This window comes from Brevibacterium yomogidense (assembly GCF_016107685.1).
Classification (GTDB): Bacteria; Actinomycetota; Actinomycetes; order Actinomycetales; family Brevibacteriaceae; genus Brevibacterium; species Brevibacterium yomogidense.
Window position 1 is genome coordinate 358,557 of record NZ_JABASY010000001.1, and the last position, 18,954, is coordinate 377,510.

General features: G+C 67.3%; 14 protein-coding genes and 2 tRNA genes. 15 read left to right on the forward strand and 1 reads right to left on the reverse strand.

What is annotated here, in order from left to right:
- Positions 1-245: 245 nt before the first annotated feature.
- The 13 genes from dnaN (at position 246) to JFC09_RS01585 (ending at position 14,557) form a co-directional block, all read left to right on the forward strand.
- Positions 246-1,388, forward strand: a complete 1,143-nt coding sequence (gene dnaN, locus JFC09_RS01525) for a DNA polymerase III subunit beta (protein WP_198392217.1) — start codon at positions 246-248, stop codon at positions 1,386-1,388.
- A 33-nt stretch (positions 1,389-1,421) separates the two neighbouring features.
- Positions 1,422-2,561 carry a DNA replication/repair protein RecF gene (gene recF, locus JFC09_RS01530; RefSeq protein WP_408610935.1) on the forward strand — a complete coding sequence of 380 codons (1,140 nt, stop codon included), beginning with the start codon at positions 1,422-1,424 and terminating at the stop codon, positions 2,559-2,561.
- Between the two features lie 77 nt (positions 2,562-2,638).
- Entirely contained in the window at positions 2,639-3,202 is a 564-nt protein-coding gene (locus tag JFC09_RS01535; RefSeq protein ID WP_332839607.1) for a DUF721 domain-containing protein, read from the forward strand.
- A 2-nt stretch (positions 3,203-3,204) separates the two neighbouring features.
- Positions 3,205-3,915, forward strand: a complete 711-nt coding sequence (locus tag JFC09_RS01540; RefSeq protein WP_232483095.1) for a M50 family metallopeptidase — start codon at positions 3,205-3,207, stop codon at positions 3,913-3,915.
- A 92-nt stretch (positions 3,916-4,007) separates the two neighbouring features.
- Positions 4,008-5,030: a pyridoxal-phosphate dependent enzyme gene (locus JFC09_RS01545; protein ID WP_198392221.1), complete on the forward strand. Its 1,023-nt coding sequence runs from the start codon at positions 4,008-4,010 to the stop codon at positions 5,028-5,030.
- Entirely contained in the window at positions 5,027-6,211 is a 1,185-nt protein-coding gene (locus JFC09_RS01550) for a cystathionine gamma-synthase (protein ID WP_332839608.1), read from the forward strand. Before JFC09_RS01545 ends, JFC09_RS01550 begins: the two co-directional genes overlap by 4 nt.
- Before the next feature lie 232 nt (positions 6,212-6,443).
- Positions 6,444-8,459 (forward strand): DNA topoisomerase (ATP-hydrolyzing) subunit B, encoded by a 2,016-nt coding sequence (gene gyrB / locus JFC09_RS01555; RefSeq protein WP_198392222.1) that lies wholly within the window; start codon positions 6,444-6,446, stop codon positions 8,457-8,459.
- A 79-nt stretch (positions 8,460-8,538) separates the two neighbouring features.
- A complete protein-coding gene (gene gyrA / locus JFC09_RS01560; RefSeq protein WP_198392223.1) occupies positions 8,539-11,187 on the forward strand; it encodes a DNA gyrase subunit A in 2,649 nt (882 codons plus the stop codon).
- The gene (locus tag JFC09_RS16815) at positions 11,184-11,996 is read left to right on the forward strand and encodes a DUF3566 domain-containing protein (protein ID WP_332839609.1); all 813 of its coding nucleotides are present in this window, start codon (positions 11,184-11,186) and stop codon (positions 11,994-11,996) included. Before gyrA ends, JFC09_RS16815 begins: the two co-directional genes overlap by 4 nt.
- 142 nt (positions 11,997-12,138) lie before the next feature.
- Positions 12,139-12,212: transfer RNA gene (locus tag JFC09_RS01570), tRNA-Ile, on the forward strand.
- A 158-nt stretch (positions 12,213-12,370) separates the two neighbouring features.
- Positions 12,371-12,443 (forward strand) — tRNA-Ala (locus JFC09_RS01575).
- A 331-nt stretch (positions 12,444-12,774) separates the two neighbouring features.
- Positions 12,775-13,227, forward strand: coding sequence for a YybH family protein (locus JFC09_RS01580; RefSeq protein ID WP_198392224.1), 453 nt, complete (start codon positions 12,775-12,777; stop codon positions 13,225-13,227).
- Between the two features lie 85 nt (positions 13,228-13,312).
- Positions 13,313-14,557, forward strand: coding sequence for an amidohydrolase family protein (locus tag JFC09_RS01585; RefSeq protein ID WP_198392225.1), 1,245 nt, complete (start codon positions 13,313-13,315; stop codon positions 14,555-14,557).
- A gap of 54 nt (positions 14,558-14,611) precedes the next feature.
- Here the strand turns inward: JFC09_RS01585 and panB are convergent, their stop codons facing one another.
- On the reverse strand, positions 14,612-15,460 hold the full coding sequence (panB, locus tag JFC09_RS01590) for a 3-methyl-2-oxobutanoate hydroxymethyltransferase (protein WP_198392226.1): 849 nt from the start codon (positions 15,458-15,460) through the stop codon (positions 14,612-14,614).
- A gap of 222 nt (positions 15,461-15,682) precedes the next feature.
- Here panB and JFC09_RS01595 point away from each other — a divergent pair, with 222 nt between their 5' ends.
- Both JFC09_RS01595 and JFC09_RS01600 read left to right on the forward strand, forming a co-directional pair.
- Positions 15,683-17,233 carry an AMP-binding protein gene (locus tag JFC09_RS01595; protein ID WP_232483007.1) on the forward strand — a complete coding sequence of 517 codons (1,551 nt, stop codon included), beginning with the start codon at positions 15,683-15,685 and terminating at the stop codon, positions 17,231-17,233.
- Positions 17,234-17,459: 226 nt separating this feature from the next.
- On the forward strand, positions 17,460-18,923 hold the full coding sequence (locus tag JFC09_RS01600; RefSeq protein ID WP_198392755.1) for an MDR family MFS transporter: 1,464 nt from the start codon (positions 17,460-17,462) through the stop codon (positions 18,921-18,923).
- Positions 18,924-18,954 lie beyond the last annotated feature (31 nt).

An 18,954-nucleotide genomic window follows, 5' to 3' on the forward strand; every position in this document is an offset into this window, starting at 1 on the left:
GTGACGTGAGCGTATTCGAACAGCTCCCGCGAACAGACGTGCAGAAGCGCAGGTGACAGACCCGCAGGGATGAACCACGGATCCTCGCTGAAGTCAACGACCCACGCCGCAGACCGGTCCGACCTCTGCACGAGCAGGGCCTCGGGTGAGGTAGAGTGCATTCCTGCCCGTCCGCATGTCAGCGGGTGTGGCCGCAAGGCTTTCGCCCACCGTCAGAAGTCAGCAGTGCGAACCGCAGGAGTGTCGTGAACGCAGCATCCGAGCAAGTGAAGTTCCGAGTCGAGCGCGATGTGCTCGCAGAGGCTGTCACGTGGACGACGAAGGCACTCCCGCAGCGCCCGTCCTCCCCGGTCCTCACGGGTGTGCTCATCACTGCGGAAGCCGATGGCACGGTCCGCCTGGCCGTCTTCGACTACGAGGTCTCGTCGCGCACCGAGATCAGCGCCGAGGTGGAGGCTGCGGGGACGTTCCTCGTGTCCGGCCGTCTGCTCGCGGACATCTCCAAGGCTCTGCCGAACCAGCAGGTCACACTCGAGCTCAACGGCGGGAAGGTCGATCTGACCTGTGGCTCGTCGCGGTTCTCCCTCATGACGATGCCCGTCGACGAATACCCCGCTCTGCCGGAGATCCCCGAAGCGACAGGACTCGTCGCGGCCTCCGACTTCCAGCACGCCGTGTCCCAGGTGTCGATCGCGACGTCGAAGGACGACACGGTCCCGATCCTCACGAGTGTCCGTGTGGAGATCGAGGGCGACCGCGTCGCTCTGCTCGCCACCGACCGCTACCGCCTGGCTGTTCGCGAATTCACCTGGTCACCGTCGACTCCCGACATCGCCCGCAATGCGCTGATCCGCGGCAAGACGCTGTCCGACGCCGCGAAGTCGATGGGCGGCGACATCCGCATCAGCCTGTCGGAGTCCGGCGGCAAGGACATGCTCGCTTTCGCGGCGAACGGCCGTGAGACGACGTCGCTGCTGGTGGAGGGCGATTACCCCAAGGTCCGTTCGCTGTTCCCCAAGGACGCTCCCATCGCCGCAGTCGTGGAGACCTCCGCGCTGCGCGAAGCCGTCCGTCGTGTCGCCCTCGTCGCAGAGCGCAACACCCCGATCCGCTTCGAGTTCGCCGACGGTGCGATCACGCTGCGCGCCGGGGCCGGCGACGACGCGCAGGCGTCCGAGTCGCTGCCCGCATCCATCACCGGAGGGGACATCACGACGGGCTTCAACCCGCTCTTCATCTCCGAAGGACTCGCGCAGATCGAGCACCCGTTCGTGCGGTTCTCCATGACGGAGCCCAAGAAGTCCGTCGTCATCACGGGACAGAAGGAGCAGGACGGCGAGCACGACGATTCGTACCGCTACCTGCTCATGCCCATCATCCGTTTCTGAAGCACCGGAATCCGAGGTGGTCGCTGCGTGTGGGTGAGCAGACTCGCCCTGCGTGACTTCCGGTCCTACGACACACTCGATCTGGACCTGGACCGCGGGGTGACGACGTTCGTCGCTCCGAACGGCTGGGGGAAGACGAACCTCGTCGAGGCGATCGGGTACCTGTCGCGACTGCAGTCCCACCGGGTGCCCCACGACCTGCCGCTGGTGAGGGCAGGTCAGGAGCAGGCCATCGTGTCCGCCCGCGTCCACCGGGGCGAACGGCACGTGACGGCAGAGGTGACGATCAAGGCGAAGGGCGCCAACCGCGCCCGGGTCAACCGCACCCCCGTCCGTGTGCGTGAGATCCTCGGCCTGGTCCCCTGCGTCGTCTTCGCTCCGGAGGACCTCGACCTGGTGAAGGGCGATCCGGGTGAACGTCGGGGCTGGCTCGATTCGCTGCTGGTGGCCCGCAACCCCCGGTTCGCGGGAGTGCTCGCGGACACGGAGAAGGCGCTGCGGCAGCGCAATGCGCTGCTGAAGAACCTCAAGAACGCACCGAACCCGGGGCTGGCCTCGACACTGGACATCTGGGACCGGGCGTACGCCGAGGCCGCAGCCGCCCTGGTGGTAGGCCGTCGCCGGCTGCTCGCAGACCTCGCACCCCATATCGACACGCACTTCTCCGCACTGGCTGCGGACGCCCGCGAATCACGGCGAGCGGCTTCGGCACAGTACCGGTCACGGATCGACTACACGGCCGTCGACCTGTCCGCCGACGACGCGGTACTGCGCACGGTCGATGTGATCGTCGACGCCGTGCTGTCGCGCAGGAACAAGGAGATCGACCGGGGTCTCACCCTGGTCGGGCCGCAGCGGGACGACGTCGAACTGCTGATCGGAGATGTGCCGGCGAAGGGCTACGCGTCCCACGGCGAGAGCTGGTCCCTGGCCCTCGCACTCCAACTGGCCGGGTGGGACCTGCTCCGGGCGGACTCCGGCGACCCGGACGACCAGCCCGTCCTCGTCCTCGACGACGTCTTCGCAGAACTGGACTCCGGGCGCCGCGCCCGTCTCGCCCACATGGTCACGCAGGCGGAACAGGTCCTCATCACGGCGGCCGTCGGTTCGGAGATCCCCGCTGACCTCGTGGGACGGACGGTCGACCTCACCGCAGTGGCGAGCCCCCGATGACGCCGCGGCAGAGCCACAGCTCACCGGGGGGCCTCCCCAGCGAGCCGTCGCCCGGAACGGGTGGGGGCCTCGGCGCCGTGGACCGGACGCGGGCACCGCTGTCGGGAGCTGCGCTGGAAGCACTCGACCGCGCACGGCGGATGGCGGATGTCGCACCTCGGCCGGGGGCCGGGTACTGGCATGGCGGGCCCCGTTCCGGTGACGGGCGCATGGACGCCGCGGACCGGGACAGTGGCAGGCACGGTGGCCTCGGCGAAGTCGCCTACACCGGCGCGGGGAAGGACCCTCGGGACCCGCGACCGCTCGCAGGACTGTTCTCGAAGCTGGCGAGCAAGCGCGGATGGGAGACCAGCCTCGACGTCGCACAGGTGACGAGCAGATGGCCGGACCTCGTCGGCCACGAGGTCGCCGCCCACTGCACGGTGGAGCGGTTCGACCCGCCCACGCTGGTCGTGCGGACCTCGTCGACGACGTGGGCGACGCAGCTGCGGATCCTCAAGGACGGACTCCTCGACAAGATCGAGCGGGAGATGGGCCGCCGGGTCGTGGAGGACATCGAGATCCACGGTCCCGCTCAGCGTTCCTTCACCCGCGGCAGGAAGAGTGTGAAGGGACGCGGACCGAGGGACACGTGGGGGTGACGATGGACGGCTTGGGCGCCGCACTGCTCGAACGGCTCGACGGCCACGAACTGCTGAGCGTCGTGGCGATCGCCGTCCTCATCGCCGGCGTGCTCGTGGTGCCGAACGGGATCTGGCGGATCACCGGTGTCTGGGTCACGATGGTCCATGAACTGGGTCACGCACTTGCGGGAGCGGTGCGCGGCCGGACGGGGATGCGGATCCGGGTGAACACAGACCACTCCGGGCTCACCACCTCGACGGGCCGGTCGGACTCCGTCGCCTGGACGAGCTTCTGGGGATACCCGGCACCTCCCCTCGTCGGCGCGCTCATGGTGTGTGCGGCCGCCGCCGCGTGGACCACCGGCTCCCAGGTCTGGACGACCGCGGCAGTGGGCATCGTGCTGGGCGTGTCCGCAGCCGCCCTGCTCTTCATGCGCGGTCTCATCGCGGTCGGATCAACGCTCGCGGGCATCGCCGGCGCCGCAGCCCTGCTGCTGTGGGCACCGGAACCCGTCACCGTCCTCGTCCTCCTCGCCGCGGGACTCTTCGAATGGGCAGGGGGCGTTCGCGCGCTGGCCAATCTCACCCGCCTCCACCTCCGTCGGCGGGCGCGCGATTCCGACGCCTCCGTCCTGGGCCGCCTCACCCCATTCCCCTCTGTGATCTGGATCGGGGTCTTCTGGGTGATCGCGCTGGCACCGGTGGCACTGCTGGTCTGGGCCACCCGATGAAGAGACCCGTTCCTGCCAGACGCTCCGGCGACAGTGCGCGGTCTCCCTCACCCGCCTATGCTCGGGTATGACGATCTATGACGAGGAGCTCCATGCGTTTTGCCAGCACCGTCACCGACCTCATCGGTGACACCCCGCTCGTCCGCCTCAATCGGGTGACGGAGGGCATCGGCGCGACGATCCTCGCGAAGGTCGAGTACTTCAATCCCGGCGGGTCCGTGAAGGACCGCATCGCCGTGAATATCATCAATGCGGCAGAAGAAGCCGGAGCACTGCAGCCCGGTGGCACGATCGTGGAGCCCACCAGCGGCAACACGGGTGTGGGCCTGGCGATCGTCGCCCAGCAGCGGGGCTACCGGTGCATCTTCGTCTGCCCCGACAAGGTCTCCGAGGACAAGCGGGCGACACTGCGGGCCTACGGAGCGGAGGTCGTCGTCGTCCCCTCCGGTGTGGCACCCGACGACCCCCAGTCCTACTACTCGGTGTCCGACAGGATGGCGCGTGAGATCCCCGGCGGGTACAAGCCGGACCAGTTCTCCAACCAGAACGGACCACGCAGCCACTACGAGTCGACGGGCCCGGAGGTCTGGCGCGACACCGACGGCAGGCTCACCCACTTCGTCGTGGGTGCCGGCACCGGCGGCACCGTGAGCGGTACCGGCCGCTACCTCAAAGAGGTGTCGGACGGGGCGGTCCGTGTGATCGTCGCAGACCCCGACGGGTCGATCTACGCCGGTGGAGACGCCTTCGGCTACGACGTCGAGGGCGTGGGCGAGGACTACATCCCTGACACGTACGACCCCGCGATCCCGGACGGGTTCGAGACCGTCACGGACGCGGAATCCTTCGCGATGACCAGACGTCTGGCTCGTGAAGAGGGCCTGCTGGTGGGCGGATCCAGCGGCATGGCGGTCGTCGCCGCGCTGCGCACCGCGAAGGATCTGCCGGACGACGCGGTGGTCGTCGTCCTCCTGCCGGATTCCGGCCGCGGATACATGGGGAAGGTCTTCGACGACGACTGGATGGTGGAGCGCGGCCACATGACCGCGGACGACGTTGCGGCACAGACCGAGAATGGCGCGGTGGCAGACACCGCAGGAGGAGGAGCACAGTGACCGATCAGCCCGAGGCAGTGGACCGGCCCGACACCGCGCACCTGGGGTTCGACACCCTGGCGATCCGGGCGGGACAGGACCACGACCCGACGACGGGCGCGGTCATCCCGCCGCTCCACGTGTCCTCGACCTACGCGCAGGACGGGATCGGGGGCCTGCGGAACGGCTACGAGTACGGTCGCAGCGCGAATCCCACCCGCACCGCTCTCCAGACGCAGCTCGCCGTGCTGGAAGGCGGACGGTTCGGCCTGTCCTTCGCATCCGGACTGGCCGCCGAGGACGCGCTGCTGCGCGCTGCGCTCACCCCCGGTGACACCGTGCTCATGGGCAACGACGTGTACGGGGGCACCCACCGCCTGGTCGATCGGATCCTGGGGCCGTGGGGTGTGAACCTGCGGATCGTGGACATGACCGACGCCGAGGCCGTCCGCACCTCCCTGCAGGAGGCACCCGCGCGGGTGCTCTGGGTCGAGACCCCGTCGAACCCGCTCATGGGGGTCGCCGACATCGCCGCGCTCGTCCGGATCGGGCACGAGGCGGGTGCCCTGGTCGTCGTCGACAACACCTTCGCATCCCCCGCACTGCAGCGACCCCTGCTCCTGGGTGCGGACGTCGTCGTCCATTCGACGACGAAGTATCTGGGCGGCCACTCCGACGTGGTGGGCGGAGCGATCGTCACGAGCGACGCGGCCCTGGCGGAGAAGGTCGAGTTCCAGCAGTTCGCTGCCGGAGCGATCAGCGGTCCGCACGACGCGTTCCTCACGACCCGCGGACTCAAGACCCTCGCGATCCGCATGGAGCGCCACAGTGCCAACGCCGGGATCATCGCGGGGTTCCTCGATCGTCACGCGGCGGTGAAGACCGTCTACTACCCGGGGCTCGAATCGCACCCGGGTCACGACATCGCACGCTCCCAGATGAGCGGGTACGGCGGCATGGTGTCACTGGCGCTGGCCGACGGCCCCACCGCGCGGAGGTTCGCCGAATCCCTCGAGCTGTTCACACTCGCGGAATCGCTGGGCGGCGTCGAATCGCTGGTGAACTACCCGGAGGCGATGACCCACGCTTCCGTCCGCGGCACAGAGCTTGCGGTGCCCGAGGACGTAGTGCGCCTGTCCGTGGGCATCGAGACCGTCGACGACCTCCTGTCCGATCTGGAGAGGACCCTCGACTCGCTCTGACGGGAGTCGCGATGGACAGCTCCTCGACCTGTTCCGAGTGGAGGCCGCACAAGCGTTTCTGACGCGATCGGACCCCCTCCGCTGAGATTCACCTCGAATGCGGGTGGTTGATTCCGGAAAAACGGCCTTCCCGGGCCTCTGGGTACCCCCTGCGCGCCGTTGGACGCGGTAGAATGAGGCACAAGTGCCCATTTCACCACAGCGCGCGTGCGCGCACGCGATGAGGAGTTCCATGGCAGTCGACGAGACACCGCACTACGAAGCAGGGGACATCACCGTCCTCGAAGGCCTCGAGGCGGTGCGCAAGAGGCCCGGCATGTACATCGGGTCGACCTCGGAACGAGGGCTCCACCACCTCGTCCAGGAGATCGTCGACAACTCTGTCGATGAAGCGATGGCCGGCTACGCCTCCCACATCGAGGTGACGATCCTCGAGGACGGCGGAGTGAGGGTCGTCGACGACGGCCGCGGCATCCCCGTCGCGATGCACCCGACGGAAGGTGTGCCCACCCTGCAGGTCGTGCTCACGATCCTGCACGCCGGTGGCAAGTTCGGCGGTGGCGGCTACGCGGTGTCCGGCGGACTCCACGGCGTGGGCTCCTCCGTCGTCAACGCGCTCTCCATCCGCCTGGACGCGGAAGTCCACCGCGATGGCCGCGTCTGGCGACAGGACTACCGCCGCGGTGAACCGACGGGTGAGATCGTCGAAGGCGAGGAGACGGACCGGACCGGCACGGTCATCACGTTCTGGCCGGACGAGGCGATCTTCGAGACGACGGACTTCTCCTTCGAAGTGCTGCGGGCGCGCTTCCAGCAGATGGCGTTCCTCAACAAGGGGATGCGGATCTCGCTCGAGGACCTGCGGACGCAGGAGGTGGACCCCGACGACGTCCACCTCGACGAAGCGGTGCTGGACGGCGAGGAGCAGTCGGCCGACGCGAAGCCCAAGAAGGTGTCCTACTGCTACCAGGACGGCCTGCTGGACTATGTCGCGCACATCAACAAGATGAAGAAGTCGGACAACGTCAACGACGAGATCATCGCCTTCGAATCCGAGGACACGCAGCAGCAGATCTCGCTCGAGGTCGCGATGCAGTGGACGACGTCCTATTCGGAGTCCGTCCACACGTTCGCGAACACGATCTCCACGCACGAGGGCGGTACCCACGAAGAGGGGTTCCGCACGGCGCTCACGTCTCTCGTGAACCAGTACGCGCGCGAGCAGAAGATCCTGCGGGAGAAGGACCCCAACCTCACGGGTGACGACATCCGTGAAGGGCTCACCGCCGTGGTGTCCATCAAGCTGGGCGAACCGCAGTTCGAGGGGCAGACGAAGACGAAGCTCGGCAACTCGGAGGCGAAGACGTTCGTCCAGCGCGTCGTCCGTGACGAGTTCGGCCACTGGATGGAGGCGAACCCCCACCAGGCGAGGGAGGTCGTGCGGAAGGCGTCGCAGGCCGCCCAGGCACGGCTGGCCGCGCGCAAGGCGCGTGAGGCGACCCGCCGCAAGGGGCTGCTGGAGGCCGGCGGCATGCCGGGCAAGCTGAAGGACTGCCAGTCGAAGGATCCCTCGATCTCCGAGGTGTTCATCGTCGAGGGCGACTCCGCTGGCGGCTCCGCAACACAGGGCCGCAACCCCCACACGCAGGCGATCCTCCCCCTGCGCGGCAAGATCCTCAACGTGGAGAAGGCGCGCCTGGACCGGGCGCTGGGCAACGCGGAGATCCAGGCCATGATCACGGCGTTCGGCACCGGGATCGGCGAGGACTTCGAGATCGAGAAGCTCCGCTACCACAAGATCGTCCTCATGGCGGATGCGGACGTCGACGGCCAGCACATCACGACGCTGCTGCTCACGTTCATCTTCCGCTACATGAAGCCGCTGGTGGAGGGCGGGTACGTGTACCTCGCGACCCCTCCCCTCTACCGTCTCAAGTGGTCGAACGCCACCCACGAATACGCCTACTCGGACCGTGAGCGCGACGGACTGCTGGAAGCCGGCCGTGCGGCGGGCAAGCGACTGCCCAAGGAACTGGCGATCCAGCGGTACAAGGGCCTGGGCGAGATGAACTACCAGGAGCTGTGGGAGACGACGATGAATCCCGACCACCGCCTCCTCAAGCAGGTGAGCCTCGACGACGCAGCGCAGTCGGACGAGATCTTCACCGTTCTCATGGGCGACGACGTCGATTCCCGACGTCGCTTCATCCAGGAGAACGCGAAGGACGTCCGCTTCCTCGACATCTGAGGTGAGTGCTCCCGAGGTCCCGGCCGGGACCTCGGGCCCGCCTCCTTCCCAGCCCGTGACAGAAGAGAGATGAGCCCCTGTGGCAGACGAGCAGAATCCCACGCCGGAGCAGGATCCGGAAGAGACGACGACCCCGGAGGTCGACGTCGCGACTGTGACCGACCGCGTCGATTCGGTCGACCTCAACATGGAGATGCAGCGCTCCTACCTCGACTACGCGATGAGCGTCATCGTCGGACGTGCGCTGCCGGACGTCCGTGACGGCCTCAAGCCGGTCCACCGTCGCATCCTCTACGCGATGTACGACGGCGGGTACCGGCCCGACCGCAACTTCTCGAAGTGCTCCCGCGTCGTGGGCGACGTCATGGGCCAGTACCACCCGCACGGCGACACCGCTATCTACGACGCGATGGTCCGCCTGGTGCAGAGCTGGGTCATGCGCTACCCGATGGTCGCCGGCCAGGGAAACTTCGGCTCCCCCGGCGACGACGGTGCGGCGGCTCCTCGGTACACGGAGTGCAAGATGGCTCCGCTCGCGCTGGAGATGGTGCGGGACATCGAAGAGGAGACCGTCGACTTCCAGGACAACTACGACGGCCGCAACCAGGAACCGATGTACATGCCGTCCCGGTTCCCCAACCTCCTGGTGAACGGGTCGTCGGGCATCGCCGTGGGCATGGCGACGAACATCCCGCCGCACAACCTGCGCGAGGTGGCAGAGGGCGCCCAGTGGCTGCTGGCCCACCCGGAGGCGACGAACGAAGAGGCGCTCGAAGCGCTCATGGGGATCATCAAGGGCCCGGACTTCCCGTCCGGCGCGACGATCCTGGGCCGCAAGGGCATCGAGGACACCTACCGGACGGGACGCGGTTCGATCACGCAGCGCGCCGTCGTCGAGGTCGAGGAGATCCAGGGGCGCACCTGCCTCGTCGTCACCGAACTGCCGTACATGGTGAACCCGGACACGCTCGCGTCGAAGATCGCCTCCTACGTGCGCGACGGCAAGGTCGCGGGCATCGCGGACCTGCGCGACGAGTCGTCGGGACGTACTGGGCAGCGGCTGGTCATCGTCCTCAAGCGGGACGCCGTGGCGAAGGTCGTGCTCAACAACCTGTACAAGCACACCCAGCTGCAGGACAACTTCTCTGCGAACATGCTCGCCCTGGTCGACAACGTGCCGCGCACCCTGTCGATCGACGCGTTCCTGCGGCTCTGGGTGAAGCACCAGATCGACGTCATCGTCCGCCGCACCCGCTACCGGCTGCGGAAGGCCGAGGAGCGCGCCCACATCCTGCGCGGCTACCTCAAGGCGCTCAACGCCCTGGACGCCGTCATCGCCCTCATCCGGCGCTCCCCCAACTCCGACGAGGCCCGGACGGGCCTCATGGAGCTGCTGGACGTCGACGAGATCCAGGCGAACGCCATCCTCGACCTCCAGCTGCGCCGCCTGGCCGCTCTGGAGCGCCTGCGGATCGAGGAGGAGGCACAGAAGATCGAGGAGCAGATCAAGGATTACAAGGACATCCTCGACACTCCCGCGCGTCAGCGCAGCATCGTCTCCGACGAGCTGGCTGAGATCGTCGACCGCTACGGCGACGACCGCCGCACCCGCATCCTCGCGGGCTTCGACGGCGATGTGAGCATGGAAGACCTCATCCCCGAGGAAGAGGTCGTCGTCACGATCACGCGCGGCGGGTACGTGAAGCGCACGCAGACCGCCCTCTACCGCGCACAGCACCGCGGTGGCAAGGGCGTCGCGGGGGCGCGGCTGCGGGTCGATGACGTCGTCGACCAGTTCTTCGTCACCTCCACCCACAACTGGCTCCTGTTCTTCACGAACACCGGCCGTGTCTACCGGGCGAAGGGCTACGAGCTGCCGGAAGGCTCACGGGACGCGAAGGGCCAGCACGTCGCGAACCTGCTGGCGCTGCAGCCGGGCGAATCGATCGCGCAGGTGCTGTCCATCAAGGACTACGACGAAGCGCAGTACCTGGCACTCGCGACGAAGTCCGGCCTCGTGAAGAAGACCCGCCTGGCGGAGTACGATTCGAACCGCACCGGCGGTGTCATCGCCGTGAACCTGCGGGAGATGGCCGACGGGAAGCCGGACGAACTCGTCTCCGCACGCCTGGTCGACGGGGAGGACCACCTCCTCCTCATCTCCCGCAAGGGCATGTCGATCCGGTTCTCCGCGGACGACGACACGATCCGGGCGACGGGCCGTGCCACCTCGGGAGTCACCGGCATGCGGTTCCGCGGGGAGGACGAACTCCTCACCATGGACACCATCACCCCGGGCACCTATGTGTTCGTGATGACGGAGGCCGGATTCGCCAAGCGCACGCCCGTCGAGGAGTACCGACTGCAGGGCCGCGGCGGCATGGGCATCAAGGTCGCGAAGATCACCGATCAGCGCGGCGACCTGGTGGGCGGACTCATCGTCTCCGAAGGCGAAGAGGTCCTCGTCGTGATGGAGCGCGGTAAGGTGGTCCGGTCGAGTATCGACGAAGTGCCGGCCAAGGGCCGGAACACCATGGGTGTCGTCTTCGCGAAACCCGGCAAGAAGGATCGCATCATCGCGGTCACCCGCGGCCCGGAGGAAGCCGTCGAGGAAGAGGCCGAAGAGGCCCCTCTCTCCGACGCTGAAGCCGAAGCCGTCGTGGCGAACCTTTCCGAGCCGGCTCCAGAAGAGTCGGATGCCGACACTGAAGGTGAAGAGCAGCAGTGAGCGACAACGAGCAGAAGCCGGCGAAGGTGCTCCGCACCTCCAGCGGCAAGACGCGACTGACCGCACGTGACGATGCTGACGCGCCCGCGGTGCCAGCGGACGCGCCTGCGGTGCCAGCGGACGCGCCCGGCGACAGTGCGGGACCCGGTGGCGGAAAGCCTGCAAGCGGAAAGCCGGCCAGTGGCTCTCAGCGGGGTGCGGAGACCGACTGGTCGGCACCGACGGTGGGCACACCCCAAGCATCCGGTGGGCAGACGCGAGTGAGCTCCGCATCCAAGGGGATGCGCCTCACCGCTGGCGGCGGCGACACGAAGGCGCAGCCTGCTGCGGCCTCGGGACCGGATCACAGCCCGCTGGGCGGCGTGGGGTCGAGCGGTGCCGGCACAGGCAGCGGGGTGAAGGCCTCTTCCAGCGGCGTGAAGATGAGCGGGAAGTCCAAGAAGAAGGGCCCCCGCACCGTCCGGCTCACGATCGCGAGCATCGACCCGTGGTCCGTCATGAAGATGTCGTTCCTCCTGTCGCTGGCGATCGCCATCGCGATGCTGGTGGCCACCCTCGTGCTGTGGCTGGTGCTGCAGGCGACGGGCGTCATGGGCAACATCGAATCGACGCTGTCGGAGATCGCGGGCGCGGAGAGCGCAGACCAGCTGCTGGCCCTCGTGAGCCTGGGACGGGTCATGGCGACGGCCTTCGTGCTGGCCCTCGTCAACATCGTGCTCATGACCGCACTGTCGACGCTGTTCGCGTTCCTCTACAACATCGGTGCGTCCATCGTCGGTGGGTTCCACCTCACACTCACGGACGACTGACACACCAAGGACACCGTCCTTCTCAGCCGCGCGTCGCAACTGGTGAGATCGGCCGGAGCATGCGCCAGACGGCGGGCTCCGGCCGATTTTGTTTTGGGGCCTGCGTGTCGGTATAGTGGCTTCTCGGTTCGCAAGAACTCGGGGGCCTATAGCTCAGGCGGTTAGAGCGCTTCGCTGATAACGAAGAGGTCAGAGGTTCAAGTCCTCTTAGGCCCACGCATCCGGAAGGGAGAACATCATGAAGAGATGGTTCGCCCTTCTGGGATCCGCAGCACTGGCGGTCGGAACCCTGGGGTTCCTCCGCAGCCGCAATCGCGGCAGGCAGGAGCAGTGGTCGCAGCACACCGATCCGGTGTAGTCTGAATGCACCTTTCGGGGGTATGGCGCAATTGGTAGCGCACCTGCTTTGCAAGCAGGGGGTTAGGGGTTCGAGTCCCCTTACCTCCACTCGAGAAACTCGTGAGACAGTGGCTCGTGGTAGAAGATGGCCTCGGCCCGGGAAACCGGCCGGGGCCTTTCTTTGTCCGCCTGCCGGTTTGGTCTCAGTCCGCTCCTGCCGGGTGGCCTCAGCACGCCTGTCGGGGCGCCCGGCGTCCATCTACAAGAATTCTTTCCACCTACGCAGTTATATCCTTGTAGATGGAGAAGTTTCAGGTAGGTGGTGGGCTGGGGCGCCGGTGCCGGTGCCGGTGAGCGGGCCTGGGCAGTGAAGATCTGCTCTCGGCACGCTTGGTCTCGGCACGCTTGGTCTCGGCATAGGTGGGAAGGAGCACTCCGGGTGGAGGACCCTCAGGACATCGCCACGGGTTTCGTCGATGCCTGGAACCGCAAGGACGCGGAGGGGATCGCAGAACTGTTCGTGGAGGACGCGGACTTCGTCAACGTGGTCGGCCTGTGGTGGCGCACCCGCGAACACATCCGCCGCGCCCACCACGAGGGGTTCACCCGCATCTTCCGTCACTCCATCATGGAGGCGCGTGAAGTGACGGTGCGGAACCTGGGACAGGAAGTCGCCGTGGTCCACTGCGCATGGACGCTCACGGGCCAGGACTCGCTGGAGGGGCGCGACGCGGGACGCCGCAGAGGGATCATCAGCTTCACCACTGTCCGCACCCCTGATCAGGGGTGGCGAGCTGTCGCCGCCCAGAACACGGACCGCATCAACGGCGCAGAGACGCTCATCGCGACGGGTGACTCGCTCCAAGGGGCGGACTACAGGCAGAGGGGTTGAACACAGGTCCGTTCCATCTATGTCCACGGAGGCAAGCTAGCCTGAGTCGGCATCATGCAAGTCACACAGATGAGAGGTGTTCGGCGTGAGCGATGTGGAGATCAGTAACGTCCGCCCGTGGGGCGGGGATCCGGTGGACATCCGTGTGTCCGGAGGTGTCATCAGGGAAATCGTCCCTCACGACTCCCCGTCTGCTGAGGGTGCGGCTGCCCGTGACGATGCCCGCGATGCCGAGCACGACCTCGTCCGTCTTGACGGAGCGGGTCGACTCGTCTTCCCGTCGTTCTCCGACGTCCACGTGCACCTCGATTCCACGCGGGTGGGGCTGCCGTTCGAACCGAACGAGGTCGAGCGCCGCAACCTCTGGTCGTTCATCCAGAACGATCGGGACAACTGGCGGAACGCGGGGGCCTCCGTGACGGATCGAGCCACCCACACACTCGGGCGCGCGGTGGCGAACGGCATGACACGCGCTCGGAGCTACGCCCAGATCGACGCGGACTGCGGCCTGGAGCGGCTCGAAGGGGTCCTTGCCGCACGTGAAGCGCATGAGGACCGTTCCAGCGTCGAAGTGGTGGCCTTCCCACAGGCAGGGCTGCTGCTGGAACCCGGCGTCCCCGCACTCATCGAGGAAGGCCTGAGGAACGGGGTCGACCTCGTGGGCGGCATAGACCCCTGCGCACTGGACGAGGATCCCCGCCAACACCTCGACATCGTCTTCGATCTTGCTGATCGCTACGGCGTCGGCATCGACATCCACCTCCACGAACCGGGCGAGCTGGGCCTCTTCAGCGCCCAGCAGATCATCAAGCGGGTCCGCGCACTCGACATGCGGGGCCAGGTGACGATCGCACACGCCTTCTTCCTCGTCGGCCTGGCCGAGAGCCAGCGTGCGCAGGTGCTCGCCGAACTCGCGGAGCTCGACATCGCTCTTGCCACCGTCGCCCCCAGCAGCCGAGGCACTCTTCCCCTGCTGGAGATCCTCGAGGCGGGTGTGCGGATCGGCCTGGGTCAGGACGGGCAGCGCGACTACTGGTCGCCGTACGGCAATACCGACATGCTCGACCGGACGTGGCAGCTCGCCTTCACGAACAACCTGCGTCGCGATTCCGACATCGAGCGTGCGCTCGAGACGGCGACCCTGGGTGGAGCCCGCGTCATCGATCCGACCACGGATCATGGGGCCTCGCGTGGCGTGGGTGTGGGCGATGCGGCGGACCTGGTGCTCCTCCCGGGTGAGTATCCCGCGTCCGCGGTGATGGATCGGCCTGGCGGCCGCACGGTGGTCCATGCCGGCCGCATCGTGGCGGAGGACGGAGAACTCCTCTGAGCCAAGCTCTTCAGGAGAATTGAGCTCCTTACAGGCTGATCAGTGTGGGACTGCTCAGAACGAGTGCTCCTCCGCAGGGAACGTGCCCTGCGCGACGTCCGCTGCGAACGCGTGGGCGGCATCGGTCATCACCGTCGCGAGGTCCGCGTACTGCTTGACGAACCGCGGCATCTTCCCGGTACGCAATCCCATCATGTCCTGCCACACGAGTACCTGGGCGTCGCAGTCCTTCCCCGCCCCGATGCCGACCGTGGGGATGGAGACCTCTTCCGTGATGCGCCGTGCGGCATCTGCCGGCACCATCTCCAGGACGACGCCGAATGCCCCCGCGGCTTCCAGAGCCGTCGCTTCATCGACCAGAGTGCCCGCCGCCTCATCGCGTCCCTGCACGCGGTACCCGCCCAGCTGGTGTTCCGACTGCGGCGTGAACCCGATATGTGCCATGACGGGGATGCCGTTCCGCGTGAGCTTCTCCACCTGTGGGACCATCTCCAGCCCGCCCTCCAGTTTCACCGCGTGCGCACCCGCCTCCTTCATGAAGCGCGCGGCCGTCCGGAAAGCCTGCTCCGGCGACTCCTGATACGACCCGAATGGCAGGTCTGCCAGCACGAGCGAACGTGACACGGACCGACTCACCGCACGCACCAGCGGAAGGAGCTCATCGACCGTCACCGGCAACGACGATTCGTACCCGTAGACATTGTTCGACGCGGAGTCGCCCACCAGCAGCACCGGAATACCGGCCTCGTCGAAGATCTGAGCCGTGTACATGTCGTAGCTCGTGAGCATCGACCACGTCTCTTTGCGGTCCTTCATCGCCTGCAGGTGCGGGATGCGCACCCTGCCCTTGCGTGGGGGAGCCGTTGCTCCGCCGGATCCGTAGGGTGCCGTCTGCTCCGTCATCGTGGTCCTCCCGGTCGCGTCCGCTGGTGTCCGCGATCAGCCTAGGGAGAGATCTTCATGCAGTGTGATGTGTGTCATCCTCCGGACTCCGATGCGTGACTGGACGACCAGAGGAGCGGTCGCAGCACCACCCCCGGGTAACGCGGACAAGAGTCGTATGCGAAAGACTGTGGTCGAGAGCACGGGGGACCGGCCCGCGCTTGCCGATCGCGAAGGGACATGATGAGCACACAGAATCCGTCCGTCGAACAGAACGTGGACGCGTGGCTCGCCGCGTACGACGTCCCGGACGCCGATGTCGCGCACCTGGTCTGCGACCGGCACGACCCGGATGCCGTCGCATTCACCTACATCAGCGACGATCTGAGCGCCGAAGACGTCACCTACGGCCAGCTGAGGGAGCGGTCGCGCAGGCTCGCGACCGTGCTCGCGGAGCACGGGGTGGGCCCCGGTGATCGCGTGCCCGTCCTCATGGGCAAGCGCCGTGAACTCGTCGAGACACTGCTTGCAATCTGGCGGCTGGGAGCCGTCCAGGTCCCGCTCTTCACGGCCTTCGCGACCGGAGCGATCCAGATGCGCGTCGAAGGCTCCGCCGCGACGCTCGTGGTGACGGAAGCCTCCCAGCGGTCGAAGCTCGACCCGATCGAGGGCATCGAGGTCCTCGAAGTGGGCGAGGGCCTCGACGCACGCATCGATGCCGCAGCGCCACTGGCAGACAATGTCGCCGTCGGCGGGGCCGCACCCATGCTGCAGCTGTTCACCAGCGGCACGACCGGCAGGCCCAAGGGTGTGCCCGTGCCGACGCGCGCCCTGGCCGCCTTCCACTGCTACATGCATTACACGCTCGACGTGACAGCGGACGACGTCTTCTGGAACGCCGCGGATCCGGGCTGGGCCTACGGGCTGTACTACGGCATCCTCGGGCCGATGATCGCCGGTCGTCGCAGCCTCCAGCTGACGGCAGGCTTCTCCGTGGAGTCGACCGTCGCGGTCCTCAAGGAGTTCGGGGTGACGAACTTCGCCGCCGCCCCCACCGTGTACCGGACCCTGTCGAAGTCCGACCTGGTCACCGGCATCGACCTGCGCCGTGCATCGTCGGCTGGTGAGCCCCTCACACCGGACGTCGTCGCCTGGGCGCAGGAATCGCTGGGCACGGAAGTGCGCGACCACTACGGCCAGACCGAACTGGGCATGGTCATCAACAACAACTGGCACCCGGACATCGCGGAGCCGGTCCGCACGGGTTCGATGGGACAGCCGATGCCCGGCTACTCCGCCGGCATCGTCGACGGTCAGATCGCGATAGACGTCGACAACAGCCCCCTCCTCTGGTTCACCGGCTACCACGGCGCCCTGGAGAAGACCGCGGAGCGGTTCACCGACGACGGACGCTGGTACCTCACGGCCGACACGGGGAAGGTCGACGCGGACGGCTTCTTCTACTTCACCGCCCGCGACGACGATGTCATCCTCGCGGCGGGCTACCGGATCGGCCCGTTCGACGTGGAGAGCGTGCTCATCACCCACCCCGCGGTGGCGGATGTGGCGGTCGTGGGCCGGCCTGATCCGGAGGGGATCCGCGGCGAGGTCGTCGAAGCGTTCGTGGTGCTGGCCGATGGGGTGGAGGAATCGGACGACCTGCGCGCGGAGATGCAGAAGCACGTGCGCGACGGCTACTCCAAGCACGCCTACCCCCGCAGTGTGCACTTCGTCGATGCACTGCCCAAGACCCCCAGCGGCAAGGTGCAGCGGTACCTCCTCCGGGAGGGCTGAAGCACAGAGATCGGATGTGCATCACACCGCAGAGGTCTGTCGGCAGGGCCTCTGCGGTGCTAGTGTTGTCTCCTCACCTGCGCCGGACTGATGCCCGAACCCAGCCGCTCCGGACGCTGACGATCACATCCGCACCCCTGAGCACCACCGTGGCTGACCTGCCACCCGTGTGCCGGGACATCACACAGAGACTCGGAGCACAGCCGTGACCACCGATACCGGAAGCATGCCCGCCGTGAAGCGCAACGACGACATAGACCCTGCGGGCATGCGGGTCATCTGGCTCCTGCTCATCGCCGCGTTCGTCGCGATCCTGAATGAGACGACGATGGCGATCGCCATCCCGGAGCTCAACATCTCCCTGGGCATCCCGCCGGAACAGGGTCAGTGGCTCACGAGCGCCTTCATGCTCACGATGGCAGTCGTCATCCCCACCACGGGCTTCATCGTCCAGCGGTTCACCACCCGGCAGGTCTTCCTGGCGGCGATCGCCACGTTCTCGCTGGGAACCCTGCTGTGTCTCGTGTCCTCCGGTTTCCTCCCGCTCCTCCTGGGGCGCGTCGTGCAGGCGGCGGGCACCGGCATCATGCTGCCGCTGCTCATGACGACCATGATGAACGTGGTGCCACCGCACTCCCGTGGACGGATGATGGGCCGGGTGGGCCTCGTCATCTCGCTGGCCCCCGCGATCGGCCCGACGATGTCCGGCATCGTGCTCGACAACCTGGGATGGCGCTGGCTGTTCGGGATCGTCCTGCCGATCGCGCTCATCGCGATGGCCCTGGGCGCGAAGTGGATGACGAACCTCGGTGAGACATCCGGGGCACCCTTCGACGCGATGTCCGTGCCGCTGTCCGCCCTCGCCTTCGGCGGCATCGTGTTCGGCCTCAGCCAGTTCGGCGGCGCGGGTGGCGGTGACGCCGGCGGTTCCGCCGTGCTCGTGTACGGCTGGGGTGCGATCGGCGGCGGCGTCGTGTTCCTCGTGCTGTTCATCTGGCGTCAGCTGGCGCTGCAGAAGCGGGACGCCCCGTTCCTTGACCTGCGGGTCTTCGTGTCGCGGAACTACGTGCTGTCGGTCATCATCATGGCCGTCGTCGCACTGTCGATGTTCGGCACCTTCTCGCTCCTTCCGCTGTTCCTCCAGACCGTCGGCGGCCTGTCCGCGGCGCAGTCGGGCATGGTGCTGCTGCCCGGTTCGCTCCTCATGGGGCTTCTGGGACCGCTCATGGGACGGATCTACGACGCGAGCGGACCCCGTGTGCTGCTGATCCCGGGCACGATCATGATCGCCTCGGCGATGTTCGTGTACTCGACGGTGGGTCCGGAGACACCGGTGTGGTTGCTCGTGGTCGTGCAGTCTGTCATGTCTCTGGGGCTTGCCGGGTCGTTCACCCCGCTGTTCTCCGCGTCGCTGGGATCGCTCGAACGTCACCTCTACTCGCACGGTTCCGCAGTCCTCAACACCCTCCAGCAGGTGGCGGGTGCGGCGGGCACTGCGATGCTCGTCGCGATCTACTCCGCCGCCCTGCACTCGGGGCAGGCGGCGGGCCTGTCACCCGCTGACTCCGGTGCTCCCGGCGCACGCGCGGCATTCCTCCTCGCCGCGTTCATCGCGCTCGTGCCGGTCGTCCTCTCCTTCTTCATCCGGAAGCCCGAGGACCAGGAGGAGCAGGAACAGGTCCCCGCCTGACCGTGCAGCCCCTCGTCGCGTGGTGGGAGCG

Excerpts from the sequence above, each read along its gene's own strand:
- JFC09_RS01540 (WP_232483095.1), top strand. The coding sequence starts at position 3,205 with ATGGACGGCTTGGGCGCCGCACTGCTCGAACGGCTCGACGGCCACGAA.
- JFC09_RS01600 (WP_198392755.1), top strand. The coding sequence starts at position 17,460 with ATGCCCGCCGTGAAGCGCAACGACGACATAGACCCTGCGGGCATGCGG.
- JFC09_RS01545 (WP_198392221.1), top strand. The coding sequence starts at position 4,008 with ATGCGTTTTGCCAGCACCGTCACCGACCTCATCGGTGACACCCCGCTC.
- gyrB (WP_198392222.1), top strand. The coding sequence starts at position 6,444 with ATGGCAGTCGACGAGACACCGCACTACGAAGCAGGGGACATCACCGTC.
- JFC09_RS01595 (WP_232483007.1), top strand. The coding sequence starts at position 15,683 with ATGAGCACACAGAATCCGTCCGTCGAACAGAACGTGGACGCGTGGCTC.
- panB (WP_198392226.1), bottom strand. The coding sequence starts at position 15,460 with ATGACGGAGCAGACGGCACCCTACGGATCCGGCGGAGCAACGGCTCCC.